The organism is Snodgrassella gandavensis (assembly GCF_914768025.1).
GTDB classification, from domain to species: Bacteria; Pseudomonadota; Gammaproteobacteria; order Burkholderiales; family Neisseriaceae; genus Snodgrassella; species Snodgrassella gandavensis.
Window position 1 is genome coordinate 135,065 of sequence record NZ_CAJZCE010000001.1, and the last position, 21,430, is coordinate 156,494.

A 21,430-nucleotide genomic window follows, 5' to 3' on the forward strand; every position below is an offset into this window, starting at 1 on the left:
AAAATTTTTAAAATATCATTACAGTAGTAATGAAATATAAATGAACAGACAATGATTTTTAAAAGGTATTGTATATGGCAAATTTACAAATTCGCATAGATGATAAGTTGAGAGACGAGGCGCAGCAGATCGCTAATGATTTGGGTATGGATTTAACGACCGCTGTTAGAGTTTTTTTAAAACAAATGGTTAATGATAGAGGTTTTCCATTCAGACCCGACTTAGACCCGTTTTATAGCCCCAAAAATCAGGAAGCATTAAAAGTTTCTATTGCACAACTCAACGCGGGCGAGGTGGTTAGCAAAACACTGGACGAATTGCAGAATGAATTTTGACTTCACACCGCAAAGCTGGATGGAATATACATATTGGCAAACCCAAGATCGTAAGACTGTAAAAAAAATTAATACACTTTTGAATGATATAGCTCGTAACCCTTTTGAGGGTCTAGGCAAGCCAGAAGCCCTTAAAGAAAACCTGTCAGGCTTTTGGAGTAGACGTATAGATGACAAAAACAGACTTGTCTACAGAATAGTCGATAATCGTTGCCAGATTATCCAATGCAAAGGACATTACAGCGATAAATAGACGTCCGCAGTAGCTTTCAGCCTAGCCCTAAGAGATTTCCCTCCTAGTCCGATTAAAAGCTACAAATTTATTATTTGATTTTGTAACCGTTTCAAGCCAGCCTAGTGCTGGCTTTTTTAACACAAAAAAATTGCCCTCAGGGATTCGCACTCCTTGGGGGCATTTGTTATTCAAAAATAAGGTTTAAACAACGTGATCAATGATAAACGATTTACGTTTAAGTATCTAGGAATTCTTATGGAAACTATTAATTTCACCCCAAAAGAGTTGCGTAAAACGATGTGGACGGCCGCACTGATTCTGCTTGTGCTCATTTTGGCATGGCGACTGCCTGAAATGATTAGCGCGATTAAATGGTGGTGATTTTTTATAACAAACGACGAGGCAGCCATTTCGGCTGCTTTTTTATGCATGAAAGGTTTTGATATGTACAAATTAAGCCAACGTTCATTGGGAAATCTGCAAGGAGTAGATGCGAGTCTGGTTAAGGTAGTTAAGCGTGCCATTGAAATCACCAAACAGGATTTTATGGTAACTGAGGGTTTGCGCAGCCGTGAACAGTGCTGCATTAACTACGGCAAGGGGCGAACTGCACAGCAGTGTTCCATCAAAGGCGTGCCGGCAAAATATGCCCAGCCAAGCTTGAGCAAAGTAACCTGGTTAAATAATCCGTTTGCGAGTAAGCACACAACAGGCAAGGCTGTGGATTTAGTACCGTATCCGGTAGATTGGAATGATTTAAAGAAATTCCGGGTAATCGCCGAAGCCATGAAACAAGCCGCAGCAGAAGTGAGCGTAAAAATGATCTGGGGCGGGGATTGGGTAAAGACTAAAGATTATCCGCATTTTGAGGTATAGCGATGAAATACATTAATTACCCGGCAGTGGGAGCTTGGGCTTTGCTTGCCTTGATGGTGCTATTTGCTGTGCTTAGCTACGGCAGCAAGCAGTATCAGAAAGGCTATAGCAAGGGCACGGAAGAAGTTCGGCACCAGTATCAGGAAGCTTTGGCCAAACAACAGGAGGTGGCTAACAAAGCCAGCCAAGAATACGAGAAACAGAAAGCGAAGAATGAGGTAAAACAAGATGAACGACAAGCGCAAATTACAAAGATTGTTAAAGTTCCTGTGTACACTAATGTGTGTCTGGATGCTTCAGGGGTGCGCATCATCAACGAAGCAGTCAGCAGTCGCTAGCATTCCAGCCAACCTTACAGAGCCATGCCCTGCATTAAGCACGTTAAACGGGGCTACAGGCGCAGACATCTTGCCGTGGGCTGTTGGGGTGGTAGGGAAGTATAACGACTGCGCAAGGCGGCATAACGCGCTAGTAAATACTATTCAGTAAAGCGTGTAAGTAAAGAGTCAACCGTTGTGATCTCCACAACGGTTGAAATGTATTTGCGTGCCCCCGGTTTTGGACTTACATGAAAGAGGGTGTAAATTCAGTTGTTGCGTAGATCACAACAACTGAGTAATGATGCTTCAAATTAAGCCTAATTTACAATGATAGATAAATAAAGCTATTCCGCAGAAAAAAATCGGTATTTGATTTACAATAGCTTTTTTAGAGCTATTTAGGGATATTTGCGGAATGGAAAACAGTCGCAAAACACCGTCTTATAAGGGTTTATTTTCTGCATTTGAAGCAGCAGCGCAGCAATTGCATAGTGTACGTGACTTTTTACGCTTTACTGTAAGCCAGTTTGAAGAAGCAGGGCTGTTTTATGGCCATGGTAATGATAGCGCCTATGATGAAGCAGCCTATCTGATTCTGCATACCTTACATTTACCGCTGGATACACTTGAACCATTTTTAGATGCGCGCCTGCTGGAAACAGAAAAATCAGCCTTGCTGCAACTGGTACAGCGTCGTATCAGCGAGCGGATTCCGGTTGCCTATCTGACCAATCAGGCATGGCAGGGGGAATATGAATTTTATGTGGATGAGCGGGTGATTGTGCCGCGTTCATTCATTTATGAGCTTTTAGGCGAACCACTTCAGCCATGGATTGAATATGATGAATTGGTACACAGGGCGCTGGATTTATGTACAGGCAGTGGTGCGCTGGCTATTCAGTTGGCACACTGTTATCCGGATGCGCTAATTGACGCTGTTGATATCAGCCTTGATGCACTTGAAGTGGCTGGTATCAATATTGAGTCCTATGGTTTGCAGGAACGCATTAATCTGATTCACACCGATTTATTTACAGGTATCGATACTACCTATGATTTAATCGTATCTAATCCTCCTTATGTAGATGCTGAATCCGTTGCACAATTACCGGATGAATACCTACATGAACCGGAGCTGGCGCTAGGCAGTGGGGTTGATGGGCTGGATGCTACCAGACAGATTATCCAGCAGGCAGCCAAATATCTGAATCCGCATGGTGTATTACTGGTTGAAATCGGCCATAACCGCGAAGTACTGGAGCAGGCATTTCCCGAGCTACCATTTACGTGGATGTCCACCAGTGGCGGTGATGGTTTTGTGTTCCTGCTAACTCGAGAACAGTTATTGGGCGAAGTATAAATTGTTGCCTGTCTGGTCAGCTTGTCGTACATTATGGAATCTTAGGTATTTACCATAAGGTAAACGGTAGACTGACCAGATTGCTATTGTAATAGCGCGGGTCATCCGATACTTCCTGTCCAATCCAGTCCGGCAAAACAATTTGCTGATTAGCATGACTCAATTCAACCTCTGCCACAATCAGCCCCAGATTAGCGCCTAAAAATTCATCAACTTCCCACACCAGACCATTCAATGGTATGCGATAACGGTATTTCTCAATTATTGGCTGTTCGGCCATATCACTGAGCATATACTGAGCGTCTTCAACGGGTATTGGGTATTCAAATTCAGTACGCGTAATGCCCCGATTAGTACTTTTGATGGTTAGCCAAGCTTGAGTGCCGCAGATACGAATACGTACCGTGCGTTCCTTGATGGTGGATAGATAGCCTTGGCAAAAATGTATCGCAGGCACCAAGCCTCGCCAGCCATTGCCTTCTACCAGAAATTTGCGTTCAATCTCTTCTGCCATAATCAGTATTTGCCATTAAGTTATGTGGTGAATAAAAAACACCAGAAACTGCCTGACAGTTATCTGGTGCAGATATATTAAGCTTAATAATCACAGTTACAAAGCCAGTTTATTAGCAATAGCATTAAACATTAGCGATGCTTCCAGTGGCTGCTCCAGCATGGATGGCTCAGCTTTAGGCCATGTTGACCATTGTACGATAACCAGTTTCTGTGCCTGATTAACTATGATAATCTGTCCCTAAGCCCTCATATTGTCCTGATTGCTAAACCTGTTGTGGGAGCAATATCAGTAGCGGTGTTATAAAATGATGGATTTAGTGTGAAGCGTTAATTTCCATGCTGACGGTTACATCGAATTGATTTGTAGCAGCGCAAACTAAAACTAAAGCCGATTTACAGTTAAAAAGAAACCTGCATTTGTGCAGGTTTCTTTATCCTTTATCAGGCGAAAGTCAGCATACCATCCTGAGCAGTTAAGATAATAGTGCTGTTTGGCGCATAATCGCCAGCCAGTAACTTTTTAGCCAACGGGTTTTCAATTTCCGTCTGGATAGCACGTTTCAAGGGGCGGGCACCGTAGACTGGGTCAAAGCCCACTTTAGCCAGTACATCCAGAGCATCATCATCAACCTGTAAATGTAAATCCATTTTTTCCAGACGCTGGCGCAGGCTAGCTAACTGAATATTGGCAATAGCACGGATATTTGATTGATTGAGGCTATGGAATACCACTACCTCATCAATACGGTTAATCAGTTCAGGACGGAAGTATTGTTTGACTTCCTCCATCACTACCGCCTTGATGGCTTCATAATCATCACTCACCATCTTCTGGATTTCCTGACTACCGATATTGGATGTCATCACAATAACCGTGTTTTTAAAATCCACCGTGCGTCCCTGACCATCAGTCAGACGGCCATCATCCAGTACCTGTAACAGAATATTGAAAACATCCGGATGGGCTTTTTCTACTTCATCCAGCAAGACTACACTATAAGGATTACGTCGTACCTGTTCAGTCAGAAAGCCGCCTTCCTCATACCCGACATAGCCGGGAGGCGCACCAATCAAACGTGCTACGGAATGTTTTTCCATATATTCAGACATATCCACCCGAATCAGATGGTTTTCACTGTCGAACAGAAAGCTTGCCAGCGTTTTGCAGAGTTCTGTTTTGCCGACACCGGTAGGGCCGAGAAACAGAAAGCTGCCATATGGTTTATTTGGATCTGCCAGACCGGAGCGCGAACGGCGAATAGCATCTGCTACTGCCCGAACTGCTTCATCCTGTCCAATCACACGCTCATGCAGCACTTCTTCGATTTTCAGCAGCTTTTCCCGTTCACCGGCCATCATTTTCGATACCGGAATACCGGTCATGCGCGAAACAATTTCAGCAATTTCTTCCGAACCTACTTTTGTACGCAACAGCTTGTTAGGCTGATTATCCTGCCGGCCACTGTCTGCTGCCTGCAATTGTGCTTCCAGTCGTGGCAACTCTTCATATTGTAGTTTGGCCACTTCTTCCCATTTACCATCACGTTTGAGTGCATCCATCTTAATTTTGAGCTGGTCAATCTGCTCTTTAATGGTTACGCTACCCTGAGCTTTGGCACGCTCCGCTTTCCAGATTTCATCCAGATTGGAAAATTCGCGTTTAACATTATCCAGCTCCTCATCCAGCAAAGCCAGGCGCTTTTTACTCGCTTCATCATTTTCTTTAATCAGAGAGGCGCGTTCGATTTCGAGCTGGATTTCGCGGCGTTTAAGTTTATCCATGCTTTCCGGCATAGACTGGCTTTCAACTTTAATCAGCGAAGCAGCCTCATCAATTAAATCAATTGCCTTGTCCGGCAGAAAGCGGTCGGTAATATAGCGATTAGATAATTCTGCTGCGGCCACAATTGCAGGGTCGGTAATTTCCACGCCATGATAAATTTCATAGCGTTCCTGCAAGCCACGTAAAATCGCAATGGTGTCTTCTACCGTAGGTTCTTTTACCAGCACCTTCTGAAAACGCCGCTCCAGAGCAGGGTCTTTTTCAATATACTGGCGATATTCATCCAGTGTCGTGGCACCGATACAGTGCAATTCACCGCGTGCCAGTGCTGGTTTGAGCATATTACCAGCATCCATGGCGCCGTCAGCCTTACCTGCACCTACCAGCGTATGAATCTCATCAATAAAGATAATCGTGTTGCCTTCATCCTTGGCCAAATCATTCAGCACAGCTTTCAGGCGCTCTTCAAACTCGCCACGAAATTTGGCACCAGCAATCAGGCTGGCCAAATCAAGCATCAGCAAACGTTTATTGCGTAGGGAGTCGGGAACTTCATTATTAACAATCCGCTGTGCCAAACCTTCAACAATGGCCGTTTTACCGACACCGGGCTCGCCAATCAGCACTGGATTGTTTTTGGTGCGCCGTTCCAGCACCAGAATCGTACGCCGGATTTCATCATCACGTCCAATCACGGGGTCTAGCTTGCCAGCACGGGCTTTTTCAGTCAGGTCGGTTGTATACTTTTTCAGTGCTTCACGTTGGTCTTCTGCGTTTGGATTATCCACACTTGCTCCTCCACGAATAGCATCTATGGCCATATTTAATTTATCTTCAGTAGCACCAGCCTGTTTCAAAATGCGGCCACACTGCCCATTTTCCTGTACGGCAGCCAGCAAGAATAACTCACTGGCAATATAAGCATCATTACGCTTAGTAGCTGCCTTATCCATCAGATTTAAAATATGCTGCAACTCTGTACTGGGCAGAATTTCTCCGCCCTGACCAGAAACCTTGGGCAAGCCACCAATAGTGGCTTCAATTTGCTGTTTCACCTGTGCTACATTCACACTAGCTTGTGTTAACAGTGCTGTACTGCCACTATCGGTATCATCAAGTAAGGCTTTCAACACGAAAACTGCCTCAAGATAGCCAGCATCCTGTCCAAGCGCAAGACTTTGTGCATCCTGTAATGCTTGCTGAAACTTCGCTGTAAGCTTATCGAATCGCATCTAATTTCCTTTATTTAAATTTTCATTAATAGAAATATTGGTATTAGAAAATTAATGTCAAGGGCTAATATTGCTAAAAATTCATCTCATGTATAATATATTGTTTTTTAATAAAAATATTAAATTTTAAACAATTGGATATTATATTTTTAAATTATATTTTTAAGTAGTATAAATTTTAGTATCACTTTATATGACTGATTTATTTAATTATCTACAAATCTTGCTAAACTGCTAATTTGATTCTGCTGGAAATCAATGCAAAACTTCCACACAGAAAAAGACACTGAATAGTGCAGGTAGTTTTATTAGTTTTTCAAATTTGGCTGATTTGGCGCTATATTATGTTTTATAGAAAGATTAATAAAATTATAGATATAAATGACTTTGAATGTTGGATTAAGAGTGAAATATCAGTTAAGAAAGGTCAGCAGAATTTCACAAATTTTGTGAGTATATCTGTGGATAACTATAAAAAAACAAGGTGAATCAAACCAATCTTATAGTGATTAAAATTTGGGCAATTTTTCCGTTTCATTTCTGATAAAAGCTTGCCGTAGAAAAATTTTTTATTCCAGATTATAAGTATTTTAAAATTTTTATTATCTGCTGCAAAGCCACAATATACCTGCCTTTAAAGCCAAAATTTTAATGGTATAAAATTAGTTTATGTTTTGCATATTTAATTGAGATAGTCATGAAAACCGAAAAATTTAATAAGCGCCGTGAATTTCTTGATGAGCAAATCATATATATGCCCGATCGAATTGAAAAGCATTTACGCTATTGAAATTCATATTTTCATGCTAGATAAAAAAACACGCAGCCTGGAATTTCAGCAGCAAGGGAGCAAGGGGAGGTAAAACCTTTAATAGGGATGTGGTAGAGTTAAATCTAATTGAGTATTAGCCAGCCATTCAAATCACGCTGGTGTTTGCATCTGGCTTTCCGGAGTTATTCGCAAGCAAGTGATCTTACTAAGCTCTAATTACGAGCTGTATGGTGATATGAGAGTCAGCGTGTTTCTGATACGGTGAGAGCGTACACCGCGGATGTAGAGCCTTATTCTATTGATGAGGCATTTATTGCATTGATGGATTTGTTGATGTCACTTTTGGCTATGTTAAACCTATTACCAAAAACTTTATTATAGGATATCAAAACATTTCGCAATCTTTTTGCCATTTTTCAGTAGATAATTTTTAAATAAGGATAGTAATAGATAATATCGGGAATAAGCATCGCCGGGTCATTAAAATGACATACAGCCAAGTCATATAGCTGTATGTCGTTACGGATAGTCAAATTTTATATTGGCTAAATAGTAATATTTTCTAGCATAGTATGACGTTCGCTAGATGTTAAGGAAGGCACAGCATAAAGCTGTTGGCAATTTATGTTGCTTATACCAACCAAATTCAGTGTGCCCACAGTCATATTTTTCACGAAATCATCTATACCATATTGTAAAAGAGTCTCTTTTTGAGAACCGAGTGTTACAATTAACGTTGCTGATTTATCTGATAATAGTGGCGTAAATCCTTTTTCATCCTCTCGATAGGCAAAACCTGAAGAAAATACTCGGTCAATCCAACCTTTCAAAATAGCAGGTTGACCAAACCACCAAATAGGGTAAATAAAAATAAGATTTTGGGCATCTGACACTAGTTTTTGATGTCTTTTTAATTCTTCATTAACAGTGTTGTTTTGCAGAGCAATAAAATCGTTAGCAGATAATACCGGCTGGAATTGCTCCTGATACAAATCAATTAAATCATACTGATCTCCACGACTATTGATCAAGTTAATAACTTTTTCCTTAATAGCATGATTGAAACTAAACTGATTAGGATGAGCATAAATAATACAATGTTTCATGTGGTTATCTCCTTTATGGATTTTGGTTGCAAATGATTGCTCTTTTTTGTAAAAAATAACTGGTGCAAAAAAGGCTCGGTGAAATGCTTGTTAATATGCCACTTAAAAATAAGGAAAATCCGACAAGTAGACCAACGTCGAATATCGGCTTAAATGAAGACAGGAGAAGTGATATAAAGCCAACAAATAAGATAATAATAATGTTGATTGTTATAATATTCCCAATTGGCATAATAGCGTAATGCGTAGTCTCTCTAATTTCTGAACCATCATTTACTGCATCTCTCATTCGTATAATGAAATGAACAGAATAATTGACCACCCCTAACACTAAAAATGAAATGATTGCAGTACCAATATTTAATTCAGTATCTGTAACGCTGATAAAAGCAAAATAGAAAATGACAGTGAAGATAAGTGGTACAATACCAAAAAAACCATAACGTACAGATCGTAACCATAGGTTCATTACAGAAAAGATAGAAAAAAATGAGATAAAAATTCCTAATTTTTGACCATCCCACATTTCATTTAGAACTGATGTCCAGATGAGAGGAGAACCAGCCAATTTGTAGCTTGCTCCATTGGGGCTATTTTCATTAAGCCAAGGAACTAATTTTTCTAAAAATATCTGATACTCACTGGCTAAAGCGATATTCATGATATAAAGTAGAGTGGTTTTTGAAAAATTGCTACTCAATACATTGGTTAAATCCGTACCGCCACCATTTTTATACATTAATACAAATTGGCTGATGATATCATTATAAAACTCCATAAAAACTTCCCCCCTAAAAGTTAAAAATACAATTTTTCAAAGATATTTTGTTTTATTGTTAATGATTTAGTTTAAATTAGAACTTTTTCAATGAGGCTATAATATAAATGCACTTTTAAATTGGGTCAAGTGACCTATAGAAATTTTTAAGGTAACCTAAAGATGAATAAACGAGAAATGAAAAAGTTGGAAATACTAACTATTGCAGAAGAATTGTTAGCTAAACAAGGTAGTGCCAATTTTAGTGTGAGGGAAGTTGCTAAAAAATGTGGCCACAGTTTGAGTTCTATACAATACTATTTCCCCACTCTGACAGATCTACTTGCTGCTATGTTCGATAAAAGCATGGATGATGCGATAACACGATTTAACGAACTCAAACAAGAAGACAATAATCAATTAGAAATCTTAGTTAATATGATTGTGGATGGTTTAGATCATGCATCCATTTGTAAATTGGCTTGCGAAATTTGGACTACGAATGATGAATCTGGTGAAAATCCAGGTCAAAAGGCATTACTGTCATTTTATTCACGTTATATAGAAGAGATGAGTAATATAATTAAACAAAAAATACCATACACCAATGAGTCTGAGTTAAAACAAAAAGTTGTAATGATAATAGCATTGTTTGAAGGACTCTTAGTTATATATCCACTAGGGAAAAATAGCTTTATTGACTTTGATTTAAAAGAAAAAGTATTAAATACTGTCAAATTAATTATCAATACATAATCTTAAAAAAAATCTACACTCTTGATCATAGAACTTATTCATAATTCTGTGACCAATTGAGCTAAAGTCTCATTTGGCACTGCTTGTTCATGAGTATCACTCATTTCAAGTAAATCAAATACCGCCTCTAAACTATTAGCTGACGGTGAATCGTTAGGTGTTTTTAATGTTTCAATTTCATGGGATATGTCGGGTGCATTTTGTTCTGTAAATAGGGTTGTCATTTCTTGTGCTACATGACTATCATTCTTTGGCGGATTTATAACAACTACTCCCTCAAAAACGAACGGTTTTTCTTCTGGTCATATAAGCGAAGGCATGACTTTTAAAAAAGGTAAAGGATTGAGAGCAGCCATTGCTATCGCTCGTGACTGTTGTATTTCAAATGGCTTTATCTTCTGTTGTGTTTCCAATTTAGTATACGATCTAAGCGTGGATTGAAATAGATTACTCTGGATAAGTATGGAATTAATAATAAAATTGAAAGCAAAAAAAATCCACTTGAACCCTTGCTGTAAAAGGTCAAAATGGACTTCTTTGGAGTGCTGTGGAATTTGCCACAAAAATAGATGGCGGAAGCGGTGAGATTCGAACTCACGGTGGGCTATCAACCCACGACGGTTTTCAAGACCGTTGCATTAAACCGCTCTGCCACGCTTCCGTCTTTGAAGATGCGCATATTAGACGATAAATGCGCCTTTGCCAAGTATTTTATTTAGGTTAAGTGGACTTTTTTGGCTAAATCATTCATTTTATTTTTGATTAAATTTTAATGGTGCGTGTATTCATCACGCAGGAATACCCACTGTTTATCGCTGGATGAGGCTTTATCATAATAATAGCCTTCGTAGTCGAAATCTTTTAACTCTTCTGGCTCAGTTAACTGCTTCTCGGCTGCATAGCGCATGAATAAACCACGTGCACGCTTGGCATAAAAGCTGATAATTTTATATTCGCCATTTTTTTGGTCTTTGAACACGGGAGTAATCACAGGAGCAGAAAGCTTTGAGGGCTTTATCGCTTTGAAGTACTCCTGTGAGGCGAGGTTAATTAACACCTGATCCTGTACTGCCTGCATATTGTTCTCAATGGTATTGGTAATAGTATCGCCCCAGAATGCATATAAATCCTTGCCGTAAGGATTAACGAGTTTGGTACCCATCTCCAGACGATAAGGCTGAATCAAATCCAGTGGCTTGAGTACACCGTATAAACCGGAAAGAATCGCCAGATGTTGCTGTAAATAATTTAATCCCTGTTCAGATAGATGGCCTGCGTCCAGTCCTTCATAAACATCACCGTTGAAAAGATAGACAGCCTGCTTGGCATTATCTGGGGTAAATGGTGGCTGCCAGTGATGATAGCGTTCGGCATTTTGCAAGGCGAGCTTGTCGGAGATACTCATTAAAGTTGCAATTTCATGCGGAGCCAGTTGTTGTAATAATGGTATTAGCTGCTGTGCCTGTGGCAGTAATTGTGGCTGTGTGTGCTGTTTGGTAGCAATTTCTACTGTTTCATTGAGTTTTTTGGCGGGTGATATTACAAAATACATTTTTTTTCCTTGATCTCTGGCTATTGCTCTTATGCGTGTACGGTTTCTACCCTGATTAAGGCTGAGGCAAAACGATATACTTGGCATTGATAGCTGTTTGCGTATGCATGGTGTTTGATATTTTAAAGAATACTATATTCTGAATTTAGATAAGCTGGTTATTTGCATAATCATAAAAAATACGGCACAATTCTTTACTCATATTTATAGATAAATTAAACAATCATGTCTACTTTACAACTGCATCCGGAAACTATTGCAATCCGGGGTGCCAAGGAACAAACTTCGTACAATGAACATAATTCTGCATTGTTTTTAACCAGCAGCTTTATGTTTGACAGTGCGCAAGCTGGTGCTGCTCTGTTTGCCGGTTCAACTCCGGGCTATACCTATACACGCACCAACAATCCTACTGTAGCGGCTTTTCAGGCACGAGTGGCGCAACTGGAGCAGGGTGAAGCAGGATTGGCCACATCCACCGGTATGGCCGCAATTAACGCTGTTTTTCTGGCCTTATTAAAAGCTGGTGACCATCTGGTGGCCAGTAAAAGCCTGTTTGGTACCACTATTGGTTTACTGAATAATATATTACCCAGATTCGGAATTGAGGTAACGCTGGTTAGTCAGACTGATATGGCTGAATGGCAGGCTGCTATCCGACCCAATACCAGAATGCTGTTTGTGGAAACGCCATCCAATCCGCTGAATGAACTGGCTGACATTGCCCGGTTGGCAGAAATGGCACATTGCCATCAGGCTTTGCTGGTAGTGGATAACAGTTTTCTGTCACCAGCGTTACAGCAGCCGTTATCTCTGGGGGCTGATTTATCTGTGCAGTCTGCAACCAAGGCAATCGATGGTCATGGGCGGGTGATGGGAGGTGTTATCTGTGGTAGCGCAGCATTAATTAATGAAATTTTTCTACATGTACGCAGCACTGGCGAGGTATTGTCTCCATTTAATGCATGGGTGCTGTTGAGCGGTGTGGAAACCTTATATATTCGTATGGAAAAGCAGTGTGCCAATGCACTGGAAGTAGCACAGTTTCTTTCTACTCAGCCGCAGGTTGTTGCCGTGCACTATACAGGCATGACTAACCACCCGCAGAAAGCACTGGTACACAAGCAGCAGCAGGGTGGAGGTATTGTGGTGGCTTTTGAGGTTAAAGGAGGAGAACAGGCTGCATGGCAGGTAATTGATACATTAACACTTTTTAGTAAAACTGCTAATCTTGGCGATGTGAAATCAACGGTTACCCATCCATGGACAACCACACATGGCCGGATGGCTCCGGAAGCCAAGCTTGATGCCGGTATCCAGCCTGGGCTAATCCGTTTAGCTATTGGACTGGAACATGCTGCTGACTTAAAAGCAGACTTGTCTAACGCATTAAGTCAGATGAACGTTTGATATGGTGTAAAGAAAATTTTTAGGTAATTGATATAGCCAGTAACAGCGGTTTTCTTATGGTGCTGTACATGACGCAGCAGTTTAGTTTTGGATACTTCTGTTGCATTAATGGCTGTTTGGCTATATTTTATATATACAACCGATAATAAAAGGAAATCATAATGAGTAGTGAATTAATTGTTCATATAGGCGATGGCAACTTTGAGCAGGAAGTTTTACAGGCGGCTACACCAGTATTGCTGGATTTTTGGGCTCCTTGGTGTGGTCCTTGTAAAATGATTGCGCCCATTCTGGATGATTTGGCTTCGGCTTATCAGGGCAAATTGAAAATTGTTAAGCTTAATGTTGATGAAAATCAGGAAACTCCGGCCAAATTTAATGTTCGTGGCATACCTACGCTGATGATTTTTAAAGATGGTGCCAGTGTGGCTACGAAAGTTGGAGCCTTGAATAAAGGACAACTGGAAGCATTTATTAATGCTTCAATATAATTATTAGTTTTCTATTTCATTACTGTCCTCAATCTGACAGAGATAAATACAGGTTCAATAAAAAGTTTACTGTTTATTCTGTCTTTTATGAGGACATAATTTCATATTTTGCCGGCATCTATATTTGGTGGCGACATTTGCACTGATATTTATATTTACTTTGCGATATTCTTGTTTTTTCGTTTTTTGTAAATATTTCGTCTGATATTAACAATAACAACTAAGAACTAATCTGTATCAGTTTGCTAGTATTACTTCTATTTGCTGAACAAATTTTCTACATTTCTATCTCAGTATCAGTATGCAAAGTGAATTGAAATAACCCAAAAAATTGTATCTGGCTGTTTATAATCTTTCATAGCCAGATTGCTGCACAGCGATCATTATCGGCATTAATCATATTTTGCCGGATTGATTCTTTAAGGATAAATCCAGACATTAAATGAAATCATCATTATTGTTATTCAGAATAAATTAATAATCAGTATCATTTGCAATAGGATTATAAATTCTTAGCTATGTGTAAATATGTTGTAAATTGAGCATTCAATAATCACGCCATTTTAGCTGTTTTGTAAAATTAAGATAAGGTATTTAGTTGTTTTGGTATTTTCAAAACAGTGTATACTTTATAATAATTAAGTTGAATTAATATTTGATTTTATTGTTTAAAATAATGTAATTTGAGTGTATTGTATTTAATCTGGAATTAGGATTAACTTTATTGTGCACGTATCATGGGTTTTGTTAGAATGATTTTGTGAAATTTCATTCGGAATTAAATGAAAGCGAGTACGCTATGAATCATGAATCCAAGGTGTCAGTATCTCCTCCCAGTGGCAATCAATTCAATGTGTTAAATAAAAAATTTGTAATTGCTTGGCTTATCTGCGCTATTTTCTATTTTGTTCAATATGCTTTGCGTTCTGCACCAAGTATTATGCAGACCGAAATGATAGCCACCTTGGGGATTTCCAAAGTTGAAATGGCTGGAATCATAGGTCTGTATTTTTATTCTTATGCTTTCTTTGCATTGGTGTCGGGTGTGCTGCTGGATCGTATCGGGCCTCGTTTCACTGCATCATTAGGTATTGTTCTGGTCGTTGTTGGCTGTGTACTGTTTTGCTCTGGTACGGTTATTACCGCTCAATCTGGCCGCTTCTTACAGGGTGCCGGTTCTGGATTGGCCTTTACCAGTGCCGTGTTTCTGGCTACACGTGGTTTCCCCAAAAAATGGCTGGCTACTGCGGTTGGTATGACACAGTGTTTCGGTATGCTCGGTGGTTTTATGGGGCAGGCTGTTGTATCACCGATTATTAAAAATCAGGTAATGACCTGGCAAATGTTCTGGATGGTTGCTGCAGGTGTTCTGGCCGTGGTGTTTTTTGCTTCTGTAATCATTACGCCCCGCACCCGTGAAGGTAAAATCGACTGGACCGGTTTGAGCCATCCTTATCTGGTGGTACTGAAAAATCCGCAATCTTATATCTGCGCTTTCATTGGTGCCATGATGTTTATGCCTACTAATGTTGGTAATATTGCCTGGGGTAATCAGTTTTTGCAGGAAGGGTTAGGTGTCAGTGAGGATACTGCTTTGCGTCTGGCCATGGTTCCACTGGGTTGGGTGATTGGCTGTCCTATTCTGGGTTATTTATCAGATGTAATTGGTCGTCGTAAACCTGTGGTTATGGGTAGTATTATTGCTATGGGTATTACCGGTGGTTTTATTGTTTATCTGCCCAATCTCATGCCTCCTTATATAATGGGCTTGCTATTAGGTGTTGCTTCTGGCGCGGCAATGATTCCTTACACTATGATTAAAGAAGTTAATCCTGATGAGGTCAAAGGTACTGCTACAGGTGTGATTAACTTTTTCGTGTTTGTGATCAGTGCGATAATGACAAATCTGTTCAGTATGCTGATTGCTCACTTAATTAGCGCAGAGGGAGGTCAGTTAAACTTGAAAGTTTTCCAGACTGCAGACCTAATTTTTGTTGGTGGTTTGATTCTGGCTTTTATCATGACAATATTTGTGCGCGAGACTGGCAGTAAAGCTAAAGCTTAAATTGTATAAACTGGTTTTCTGGCCAGTTTGGAAATGAATTAAACGGCTACTTAAAGTAGCCGTTTTGTGTTTTGGAGTAAATCAGACAAAGCATCTGATGATTATTTGATTAGCACGTTTCGCTCCAGCTTAAATCGGGGTTTTGGGAAATCACTGCTTTGAATTGAGCTATGATATTGTCTAAAGCCTGCTGATTGTCTGCCTCGAAGCGCAATACCAGCACTGGCGTCGTGTTGGAGGCGCGCATTAGCCCAAATCCGTCTTTAAATTCTACTCTCAGGCCATCGATGGTGATGCGCTCAATTTCATTATCAAACTGTGCAGTTTGTGCCAGACTGGCGATAATTTCGTGTCCTGATTTTCCTGCTGGCACAGCGATATTGAGTTCAGGTGTGGATATACCTTCAGGCAAATCATTTAAAACTGCAGAAGGATTATCACTGGCAGACAAAATCTCCAGTAAACGGGCGCCGGCATATAAACCATCATCAAAACCTAACCAGCGTTCTTTAAAAAATACGTGGCCACTCATTTCGCCAGCCAGCAGTGCACCATGCTCCCTGATTGCGGCTTTGATAAAGCTGTGACCGGTTTTACTCATGATGGCTTCGCCGCCATGCTGCTCAATCCAGGGTTTCAGTAATCGGGTGGATTTAACATCATAAATCACTTTTGCGTTTGGATTGCGTGCCAGTACATCGGCTGCAAACAGCATTAGCTGGCGATCGGGATAGATAATCTGGCCATCTTTGGTGACTACGCCCAGACGATCGCCATCGCCATCGAAAGCCATACCGATTTCTGCATCACTGCTACGTAAAGCCTGAATCAAATCCTGTAGGTTGGCCGGTTTAGCCGGATCCGGGTGATGATTGGGAAAATTGCCGTCTACTTCACAAAACAGTTCTGTTACTTCACAGCCCAGAGCACGGTATAAATCTCCAGCGTAAGCACCGGCTACTCCGTTTCCGGCATCTATCACAATCTTCATCGGCCGTCTGAGCTGAACGTGACTGGCTATATAGTTGATATATTCAGAGGCAATAGGTAAGGGAACAATATTCCCGTTATGTTCAGCAGGGGCGGCTAGCTGGCCGGATTCAATCATTTTGCGTAATGCCTGAATATCGTCACCAGCCAGAGTAATGCCAGCCAGCATCATTTTAAAACCATTGTACTCGGGCGGATTATGGCTACCGGTAATCATGATGCCGCTACCCTGACAATGCTCAATGGCTGCAAAATATAACATTGGTGTTGCAACCATGCCTACGTCAATGACATTGATTCCACAGGCAGTAATACCTTGCATCAGACTGGCGGCCAGTATCGGGCCAGAAAGACGGCCGTCGCGGCCAATTGCAATCTGGTTAACACCTTTGCTGATGGCTATGGTAGCAATCGCACGGCCAATCAGCTCAGCTGTATCTTTGTTTAGTGAAACATCTACAATGCCACGGATATCATATGCTTTGAATATGCTGGCATCTATCTGTTTTGAGGTCATAAATTTTTCCTTATTTATTCATTTAATCAATTAAACTGTAGAATATTTGTCATGTTGAACTAAAGATATAGCCAGTTTACAACGAGTGTTAATTAAACTTTACTGCTGGGAACAGGCAAGCCAAAATGGCTATAGCTTACCTCTGTAGCCATACGTCCTCGTGGTGTTCGCTGTAAAAAACCCTGCTGAATTAAGTAAGGTTCGATAACGTCTTCTATGGTATCCGTTGATTCGCCTATCGCCGCGGCAATGTTGTCCAGACCAACTGGCCCACCTGCAAATTTATATAGAATTGCTTCCAGATATTTGCAGTCCATGACATCCAGTCCGGATTGATCGATGTCTAGCATTTTTAATGCTGCATCTGCTATTTCGGCATTTATCTGGCCCTGGTGTTTTACTTCGGCATAATCCCGTACGCGTCGTAACAGGCGATTGGCAATACGTGGTGTACCGCGACTGCGTCTGGCAATTTCAGCAGCGCCAGTGTTGTCAATCTGTAGTTGTAGTAGCTGGGCAGAACGAGCAACGATAGTGGTTAAATCAGCGTTGTTATAGAATTCCAGACGTGAAATTATGCCGAAGCGGTCGCGTAAAGGGTTGGTTAGCATGCCTGCGCGTGTGGTAGCGCCAACTAGAGTAAAGGGCGGCAGGTCAATTTTAACTGAGCGTGCAGCGGGGCCTTCGCCAATCATGATGTCTAGCTGGTAATCTTCCAGTGCTGGGTACAGTATTTCTTCTACTACTGGGTTAAGGCGGTGAATTTCGTCTATGAAGAGTACGTCGTGCGGTTCAAGATTGGTAAGTAGTGCCGCTAGATCACCAGCCCGTTCCAGTACCGGCCCAGATGTCTGACGCAAATTAACGCCAAGTTCATGAGCAATGATATGAGCCAGAGTGGTCTTGCCTAGACCGGGCGGGCCAAATAATAATGTATGATCCAAAGCTTCATGCCGTATTTTTGCGGCTTGAATGAAGATGGAAAGTTGTTCCTTGGCTTTGTGCTGGCCAATATAGTCCGTTAGCGCCCGCGGGCGCAAAGCTCGCTCTAGCTGTTCTTCCTGTGCTGAAGCGGTTTGTGGGCTGATGACACGCTGTGGCTGTGCACCAGAAAGTTGGTCTGTTTGTAGCATGGCTAAATAAAAAAACAAATTATATCAATAATGGCTTTAGGCCAGAGTAAATAGAAAACAGACTGGGTAAAATTCTGACCTTTAAACAGGTGTGCACATGCTGGCAAAAACCTTGAAATATTCGGGAAAGGTTTTATTGACACATTGTGGATCATCTATATAGATGGAAGTGCCAAGCAGGCTGACAAGCGAAAAACACATGGCCATTCTGTGATCATCATAGGTACTGATATGAACGTCGGTCTGCAATTTTGCTGGAGGGGTAATGCTGATACTGTCCTCTGTGGCTATAACATGAGCACCAAGTTTGCGTAATTCGGCAGTCATGGCACTGATGCGATCAGTTTCTTTAACGCGCCAACTGGCAATATTACGAATGTGACACGTGCCTTTGCTGGCCAGAGCCACGATAGCCAGAGTCATGGCGGCATCTGGAATATGATTGGCGTCAATATCAAAGGGCAGTATATTCTGATTTGAGGAACGTGATATTTCAATAAACTGTTCACCCCAGAATATTTGTGCACCAATTTTTTCCAGCTCGTGCGCAAAGGCAATATCCCCCTGAATGCTGTTTGCGTCAATACCGTTAATACGAACAGGTTTACCTGATATTAGTCCCGCAGCAAGAAAGTATGAAGCGCTGGAGGCATCACCTTCAACATAAATTTGTGCTGGTGCATGGTAGTGCTGTCCGGCAGCGAGTTGAAATGTCTGAAAATCTTGGTGACTAATCTGAATACCGAATTGCTCAAGCAGCTTTAGGGTAATAGCAATGTAAGGTTTAGATATTAATTCACCACAGACATCAATAGTGTAGGCTTTTCCGGTTAGTGGCAGAGCCATCAGTAAGGCGGTTAAAAACTGACTTGATACATTACCTTTAACGCTAATATGATAATTTGTGTTCTGGCGGGCACGATGGATTTGTAAAGGAGGGAAACCGATCTGTTCCTTATATTCGATTGTTGCACCGGCTGTTTGCAGTGCATCAACGAGATCACCAATGGGGCGCTCATGCATACGTGCCACGCCGTGTAAATAATATTCACCTCCCAGTATCGCCAGCACGGCTGTTAAAGGTCTGAATGCAGTCCCTGCGTTACCAAGAAACAAATCTGCCTGCTGCTGTGGAAATTTACCTTTACAACCGTATACTCTGAGATGTAAGCCTGAGTCTTCACTATCAGCAGGCAACTGTTCAATTTTTATGCCCAGAGTTTTTAACGCTTTCAGCATGTATTGGGTATCATCTGAATCAAGTAAGTTATGAATTTCACAGATATTCTCTGCCAAGGCGGCCAGAAGCAGGATACGATTGCTGATGCTTTTGGAACCAGGCAGATTGATGTTGGCAGAATGACAGGTACTGGCTTTTAAATGCAGGGTATTCATGCTGGTATTAGGTAATTTTGGAAGATTTGGCTGGAAGTTTATCAGTTAATTGTGTCACAGGATATGTATATATATCTGGATTTGGGCAAGTATTAACAGGAACATGTATAAATGAAGCTTATATATAAATCAGGTAATCACTAGTAATATTAAGTATAATGGTAAATATATTAATATCTTAATGTAATAAATATGAAAATAAAACTAGACTGGCACTGGTCTAAATTCAGTACGGTATGGTTACTAATGCTACTGTATGTGCCCTTTGTACAGAAATTGCAAATTAATCCTGCTTGGGTATCATTTGTGGAACAGGGGCAAACCGTTTTTTTGTTATTTTGCTTTTTGTTTACCTTGTTATCAACTTTATGCAGTGGATTAACTGGAAAAGAAAGAGCATTCTGGCTCTGGGCATCATTGTGGTGGCTGGTATTGCTGGGGCGAGATCAAAACTGGGGCAGGCAAACTTTTTCTGGTTACCCGCACGCGGTGTATCATGGCATCGCGGCAGTGCTGATTCTTGGATTAATATTGATGTTGCTATGGTCGCGCTTGCGTGCTGGTATTGAATATTATTATCATCAGCCTTTTCCGGCATGGAATTTCTTACTGGCTGCTGCTGGTTTTTTGCTAGCCGATGCGGTAGAGCGTGGTCGCTGGATTTCACATTTTATTCTGTACAATCCTGCTTATGATGATATGCTGGAAGAATTATATGAGTGCCCTTTTATGCTGGCTTTATTTACCGTATCAGTAGTATTGCAATGGCGAACAATTATTCAGATGAAAAAGTCATTAAAGCAAGTTGAGATACAATAATTTATTGTATTTGATAAAAATGGAAATTCAGCCATCAGGTGTTGAAAGTAAGCCTGATGGCTTGTTAATTTTTTACTGAAATATAGTGGTAAACAGTGTGCCTGTTTATGGTTAGATCAGCTTGTCCGGTGCAAAAATTTAATGGTGTCAGACAGCTGTTGGTACTAATTAAAGTTCAGTACGATGCGTAAAAAAAATTTTGTGAAAAAGGTATGGATATGATTGCGACGCACTTTAAGCCGCGATTGAAAGTAATTGCTATTGATGGTCCCAGTGCATCCGGGAAAGGAACAGTGGCTGCACAGGTGGCAGCTATTCTGGATAGAGATTATCTGGATTCCGGTGCACTTTATCGATTAACAGCACTGTATGCCTGTCAGCAGAATATTGGCTGGCAAAATGAGCATGAAATTGCTGCACTGGCGTATAAATTGCCTGTGGTTTTCAAAACAGATTCCATTTTGCTGGATAACGTGGATGTAACAACCGCAATTCGTACTGAAAAAATTGGTATGGGTGCATCGGCTATTGCTGCTTTACCGGCAGTGCGCTCTGCGCTACTACAACGTCAGCGGGATTTTTTAACCCCCAGAGGGCTGGTGGCTGACGGGCGGGATATGGCTTCAGTAGTATTTCCGCAGGCCGAACTGAAGATATTTCTTACTGCCAGTGCACAAATACGGGCACAACGGCGTGCCTTGCAATTAGGAATCGCCACCGATGGAACAGAGTATCAGCAGATACTTGCTGATATTGAAAAACGGGATCAGGCTGACCGTTCCCGCGCTATCGCCCCCCTCAAACCGGCCAGTGATGCCAAGATTCTCGATACTTCTTTACTTGATATTAAAGAAAGTGTAGAAAAAGTACTTGATTGGTATCGAAAAATCTAAAAATAGGTTACAATTCTGGACTTTTGTACGAGCGTTCAGTGTACTTGCACTTTTAGTGGTATACGGATATCGTGCTAACTAATTGTTTTTTTTAATATTTTGTGCTGATGCGGTTGT

The 21,430-nt window shown here is 41.0% G+C and carries 22 protein-coding genes and 1 tRNA gene; 13 read left to right on the forward strand and 10 right to left on the reverse strand.

Annotated elements, in window-relative coordinates; all coding sequences use genetic code 11:
* The first annotated feature begins 74 nt into the window (after positions 1-74).
* From MJ764_RS00655 to prmB, 7 genes are all read left to right on the forward strand, one after another.
* Positions 75-335 carry a type II toxin-antitoxin system RelB/DinJ family antitoxin gene (locus MJ764_RS00655; protein ID WP_100089862.1) on the forward strand — a complete coding sequence of 87 codons (261 nt, stop codon included), beginning with the start codon at positions 75-77 and terminating at the stop codon, positions 333-335.
* Entirely contained in the window at positions 325-588 is a 264-nt protein-coding gene (locus MJ764_RS00660) for a Txe/YoeB family addiction module toxin (protein ID WP_100114281.1), read from the forward strand. Before MJ764_RS00655 ends, MJ764_RS00660 begins: the two co-directional genes overlap by 11 nt.
* A gap of 237 nt (positions 589-825) precedes the next feature.
* Complete coding sequence (locus MJ764_RS11400; RefSeq protein ID WP_275415202.1) at positions 826-951, forward strand: hypothetical protein; 126 nt, start codon at positions 826-828, stop codon at positions 949-951.
* Between the two features lie 63 nt (positions 952-1,014).
* Positions 1,015-1,446: a M15 family metallopeptidase gene (locus MJ764_RS00665; protein WP_239323680.1), complete on the forward strand. Its 432-nt coding sequence runs from the start codon at positions 1,015-1,017 to the stop codon at positions 1,444-1,446.
* Between the two features lie 2 nt (positions 1,447-1,448).
* Entirely contained in the window at positions 1,449-1,784 is a 336-nt protein-coding gene (locus MJ764_RS00670; protein ID WP_239323682.1) for a hypothetical protein, read from the forward strand.
* Entirely contained in the window at positions 1,738-1,935 is a 198-nt protein-coding gene (lysC, locus tag MJ764_RS11540) for an Rz1-like lysis system protein LysC (RefSeq protein WP_420853905.1), read from the forward strand. The genes MJ764_RS00670 and lysC overlap by 47 nt, the downstream gene beginning before the upstream one ends.
* 246 nt (positions 1,936-2,181) lie before the next feature.
* Positions 2,182-3,126, forward strand: a complete 945-nt coding sequence (gene prmB, locus MJ764_RS00675; protein WP_239323685.1) for a 50S ribosomal protein L3 N(5)-glutamine methyltransferase — start codon at positions 2,182-2,184, stop codon at positions 3,124-3,126.
* Positions 3,127-3,175: 49 nt separating this feature from the next.
* Here the strand turns inward: prmB and MJ764_RS00680 are convergent, their stop codons facing one another.
* The 4 genes from MJ764_RS00680 to MJ764_RS00695 all read right to left on the reverse strand — a co-directional run bounded on the left by MJ764_RS00680 (position 3,176) and on the right by MJ764_RS00695 (position 9,313).
* Positions 3,176-3,640, reverse strand: coding sequence for a CYTH domain-containing protein (locus MJ764_RS00680; protein ID WP_239323687.1), 465 nt, complete (start codon positions 3,638-3,640; stop codon positions 3,176-3,178).
* A gap of 443 nt (positions 3,641-4,083) precedes the next feature.
* Positions 4,084-6,657 carry an ATP-dependent chaperone ClpB gene (gene clpB, locus MJ764_RS00685; RefSeq protein WP_239323689.1) on the reverse strand — a complete coding sequence of 858 codons (2,574 nt, stop codon included), beginning with the start codon at positions 6,655-6,657 and terminating at the stop codon, positions 4,084-4,086.
* A 1,317-nt stretch (positions 6,658-7,974) separates the two neighbouring features.
* Positions 7,975-8,535 carry an NAD(P)H-dependent oxidoreductase gene (locus tag MJ764_RS00690; RefSeq protein ID WP_239323691.1) on the reverse strand — a complete coding sequence of 187 codons (561 nt, stop codon included), beginning with the start codon at positions 8,533-8,535 and terminating at the stop codon, positions 7,975-7,977.
* 13 nt (positions 8,536-8,548) lie between these two features.
* Positions 8,549-9,313 (reverse strand): MMPL family transporter, encoded by a 765-nt coding sequence (locus MJ764_RS00695; protein WP_239323693.1) that lies wholly within the window; start codon positions 9,311-9,313, stop codon positions 8,549-8,551.
* Positions 9,314-9,475: 162 nt separating this feature from the next.
* Between MJ764_RS00695 and MJ764_RS00700 the strand changes: the two genes are divergently transcribed.
* A complete protein-coding gene (locus MJ764_RS00700; protein WP_239323695.1) occupies positions 9,476-10,048 on the forward strand; it encodes a TetR/AcrR family transcriptional regulator in 573 nt (190 codons plus the stop codon).
* 38 nt (positions 10,049-10,086) lie between these two features.
* On the opposite strand, the gene MJ764_RS00705 is transcribed toward MJ764_RS00700, so the two are convergent.
* The 3 genes from MJ764_RS00705 to yaaA form a co-directional block, all read right to left on the reverse strand.
* Positions 10,087-10,272 carry a hypothetical protein gene (locus tag MJ764_RS00705; protein WP_239323696.1) on the reverse strand — a complete coding sequence of 62 codons (186 nt, stop codon included), beginning with the start codon at positions 10,270-10,272 and terminating at the stop codon, positions 10,087-10,089.
* A gap of 346 nt (positions 10,273-10,618) precedes the next feature.
* Positions 10,619-10,709, reverse strand: a tRNA-Ser gene (locus MJ764_RS00710).
* 108 nt (positions 10,710-10,817) lie between these two features.
* Complete coding sequence (yaaA, locus tag MJ764_RS00715) at positions 10,818-11,600, reverse strand: peroxide stress protein YaaA (protein WP_239323698.1); 783 nt, start codon at positions 11,598-11,600, stop codon at positions 10,818-10,820.
* A gap of 225 nt (positions 11,601-11,825) precedes the next feature.
* Between yaaA and MJ764_RS00720 the strand changes: the two genes are divergently transcribed.
* The 3 genes from MJ764_RS00720 (at position 11,826) to MJ764_RS00730 (ending at position 15,566) form a co-directional block, all read left to right on the forward strand.
* Positions 11,826-13,010: an O-succinylhomoserine sulfhydrylase gene (locus tag MJ764_RS00720; RefSeq protein WP_239323700.1), complete on the forward strand. Its 1,185-nt coding sequence runs from the start codon at positions 11,826-11,828 to the stop codon at positions 13,008-13,010.
* 161 nt (positions 13,011-13,171) lie between these two features.
* Complete coding sequence (gene trxA, locus MJ764_RS00725) at positions 13,172-13,501, forward strand: thioredoxin TrxA (protein WP_239323702.1); 330 nt, start codon at positions 13,172-13,174, stop codon at positions 13,499-13,501.
* 799 nt (positions 13,502-14,300) lie between these two features.
* Entirely contained in the window at positions 14,301-15,566 is a 1,266-nt protein-coding gene (locus tag MJ764_RS00730) for an MFS transporter (RefSeq protein ID WP_275415204.1), read from the forward strand.
* Between the two features lie 109 nt (positions 15,567-15,675).
* Here the strand turns inward: MJ764_RS00730 and MJ764_RS00735 are convergent, their stop codons facing one another.
* From MJ764_RS00735 to aroA, 3 genes are all read right to left on the reverse strand, one after another.
* Positions 15,676-17,073, reverse strand: a complete 1,398-nt coding sequence (locus tag MJ764_RS00735; RefSeq protein WP_239323707.1) for a phosphomannomutase/phosphoglucomutase — start codon at positions 17,071-17,073, stop codon at positions 15,676-15,678.
* Positions 17,074-17,165: 92 nt separating this feature from the next.
* Positions 17,166-18,206 carry a Holliday junction branch migration DNA helicase RuvB gene (gene ruvB / locus MJ764_RS00740; protein ID WP_239323710.1) on the reverse strand — a complete coding sequence of 347 codons (1,041 nt, stop codon included), beginning with the start codon at positions 18,204-18,206 and terminating at the stop codon, positions 17,166-17,168.
* 81 nt (positions 18,207-18,287) lie between these two features.
* Positions 18,288-19,601, reverse strand: a complete 1,314-nt coding sequence (gene aroA / locus MJ764_RS00745) for a 3-phosphoshikimate 1-carboxyvinyltransferase (RefSeq protein WP_239323712.1) — start codon at positions 19,599-19,601, stop codon at positions 18,288-18,290.
* 192 nt (positions 19,602-19,793) lie between these two features.
* Here aroA and MJ764_RS00750 point away from each other — a divergent pair, with 192 nt between their 5' ends.
* Together MJ764_RS00750 and cmk are read left to right on the forward strand one after the other, a co-directional pair.
* Entirely contained in the window at positions 19,794-20,420 is a 627-nt protein-coding gene (locus tag MJ764_RS00750; protein WP_239323713.1) for a hypothetical protein, read from the forward strand.
* Between the two features lie 218 nt (positions 20,421-20,638).
* Positions 20,639-21,313, forward strand: a complete 675-nt coding sequence (gene cmk / locus MJ764_RS00755) for a (d)CMP kinase (protein ID WP_239323714.1) — start codon at positions 20,639-20,641, stop codon at positions 21,311-21,313.
* The last annotated feature ends 117 nt before the right edge of the window (positions 21,314-21,430 follow it).

What these genes read in the sequence shown, in the direction of transcription:
- MJ764_RS00655 (WP_100089862.1), top strand. Translation starts at nt 75, where the DNA reads ATGGCAAATTTACAAATTCGCATAGATGATAAGTTGAGAGACGAGGCG.
- MJ764_RS00660 (WP_100114281.1), top strand. Translation starts at nt 325, where the DNA reads ATGAATTTTGACTTCACACCGCAAAGCTGGATGGAATATACATATTGG.
- MJ764_RS11400 (WP_275415202.1), top strand. Translation starts at nt 826, where the DNA reads ATGGAAACTATTAATTTCACCCCAAAAGAGTTGCGTAAAACGATGTGG.
- MJ764_RS00665 (WP_239323680.1), top strand. Translation starts at nt 1,015, where the DNA reads ATGTACAAATTAAGCCAACGTTCATTGGGAAATCTGCAAGGAGTAGAT.
- MJ764_RS00670 (WP_239323682.1), top strand. Translation starts at nt 1,449, where the DNA reads ATGAAATACATTAATTACCCGGCAGTGGGAGCTTGGGCTTTGCTTGCC.
- lysC (WP_420853905.1), top strand. Translation starts at nt 1,738, where the DNA reads ATGCTTCAGGGGTGCGCATCATCAACGAAGCAGTCAGCAGTCGCTAGC.
- prmB (WP_239323685.1), top strand. Translation starts at nt 2,182, where the DNA reads ATGGAAAACAGTCGCAAAACACCGTCTTATAAGGGTTTATTTTCTGCA.
- MJ764_RS00680 (WP_239323687.1), bottom strand. Translation starts at nt 3,640, where the DNA reads ATGGCAGAAGAGATTGAACGCAAATTTCTGGTAGAAGGCAATGGCTGG.
- clpB (WP_239323689.1), bottom strand. Translation starts at nt 6,657, where the DNA reads ATGCGATTCGATAAGCTTACAGCGAAGTTTCAGCAAGCATTACAGGAT.
- MJ764_RS00690 (WP_239323691.1), bottom strand. Translation starts at nt 8,535, where the DNA reads ATGAAACATTGTATTATTTATGCTCATCCTAATCAGTTTAGTTTCAAT.
- MJ764_RS00695 (WP_239323693.1), bottom strand. Translation starts at nt 9,313, where the DNA reads ATGGAGTTTTATAATGATATCATCAGCCAATTTGTATTAATGTATAAA.
- MJ764_RS00700 (WP_239323695.1), top strand. Translation starts at nt 9,476, where the DNA reads ATGAATAAACGAGAAATGAAAAAGTTGGAAATACTAACTATTGCAGAA.
- MJ764_RS00705 (WP_239323696.1), bottom strand. Translation starts at nt 10,272, where the DNA reads ATGACAACCCTATTTACAGAACAAAATGCACCCGACATATCCCATGAA.
- yaaA (WP_239323698.1), bottom strand. Translation starts at nt 11,600, where the DNA reads ATGTATTTTGTAATATCACCCGCCAAAAAACTCAATGAAACAGTAGAA.
- MJ764_RS00720 (WP_239323700.1), top strand. Translation starts at nt 11,826, where the DNA reads ATGTCTACTTTACAACTGCATCCGGAAACTATTGCAATCCGGGGTGCC.
- trxA (WP_239323702.1), top strand. Translation starts at nt 13,172, where the DNA reads ATGAGTAGTGAATTAATTGTTCATATAGGCGATGGCAACTTTGAGCAG.
- MJ764_RS00730 (WP_275415204.1), top strand. Translation starts at nt 14,301, where the DNA reads ATGAATCATGAATCCAAGGTGTCAGTATCTCCTCCCAGTGGCAATCAA.
- MJ764_RS00735 (WP_239323707.1), bottom strand. Translation starts at nt 17,073, where the DNA reads ATGACCTCAAAACAGATAGATGCCAGCATATTCAAAGCATATGATATC.
- ruvB (WP_239323710.1), bottom strand. Translation starts at nt 18,206, where the DNA reads ATGCTACAAACAGACCAACTTTCTGGTGCACAGCCACAGCGTGTCATC.
- aroA (WP_239323712.1), bottom strand. Translation starts at nt 19,601, where the DNA reads ATGAATACCCTGCATTTAAAAGCCAGTACCTGTCATTCTGCCAACATC.
- MJ764_RS00750 (WP_239323713.1), top strand. Translation starts at nt 19,794, where the DNA reads ATGAAAATAAAACTAGACTGGCACTGGTCTAAATTCAGTACGGTATGG.
- cmk (WP_239323714.1), top strand. Translation starts at nt 20,639, where the DNA reads ATGATTGCGACGCACTTTAAGCCGCGATTGAAAGTAATTGCTATTGAT.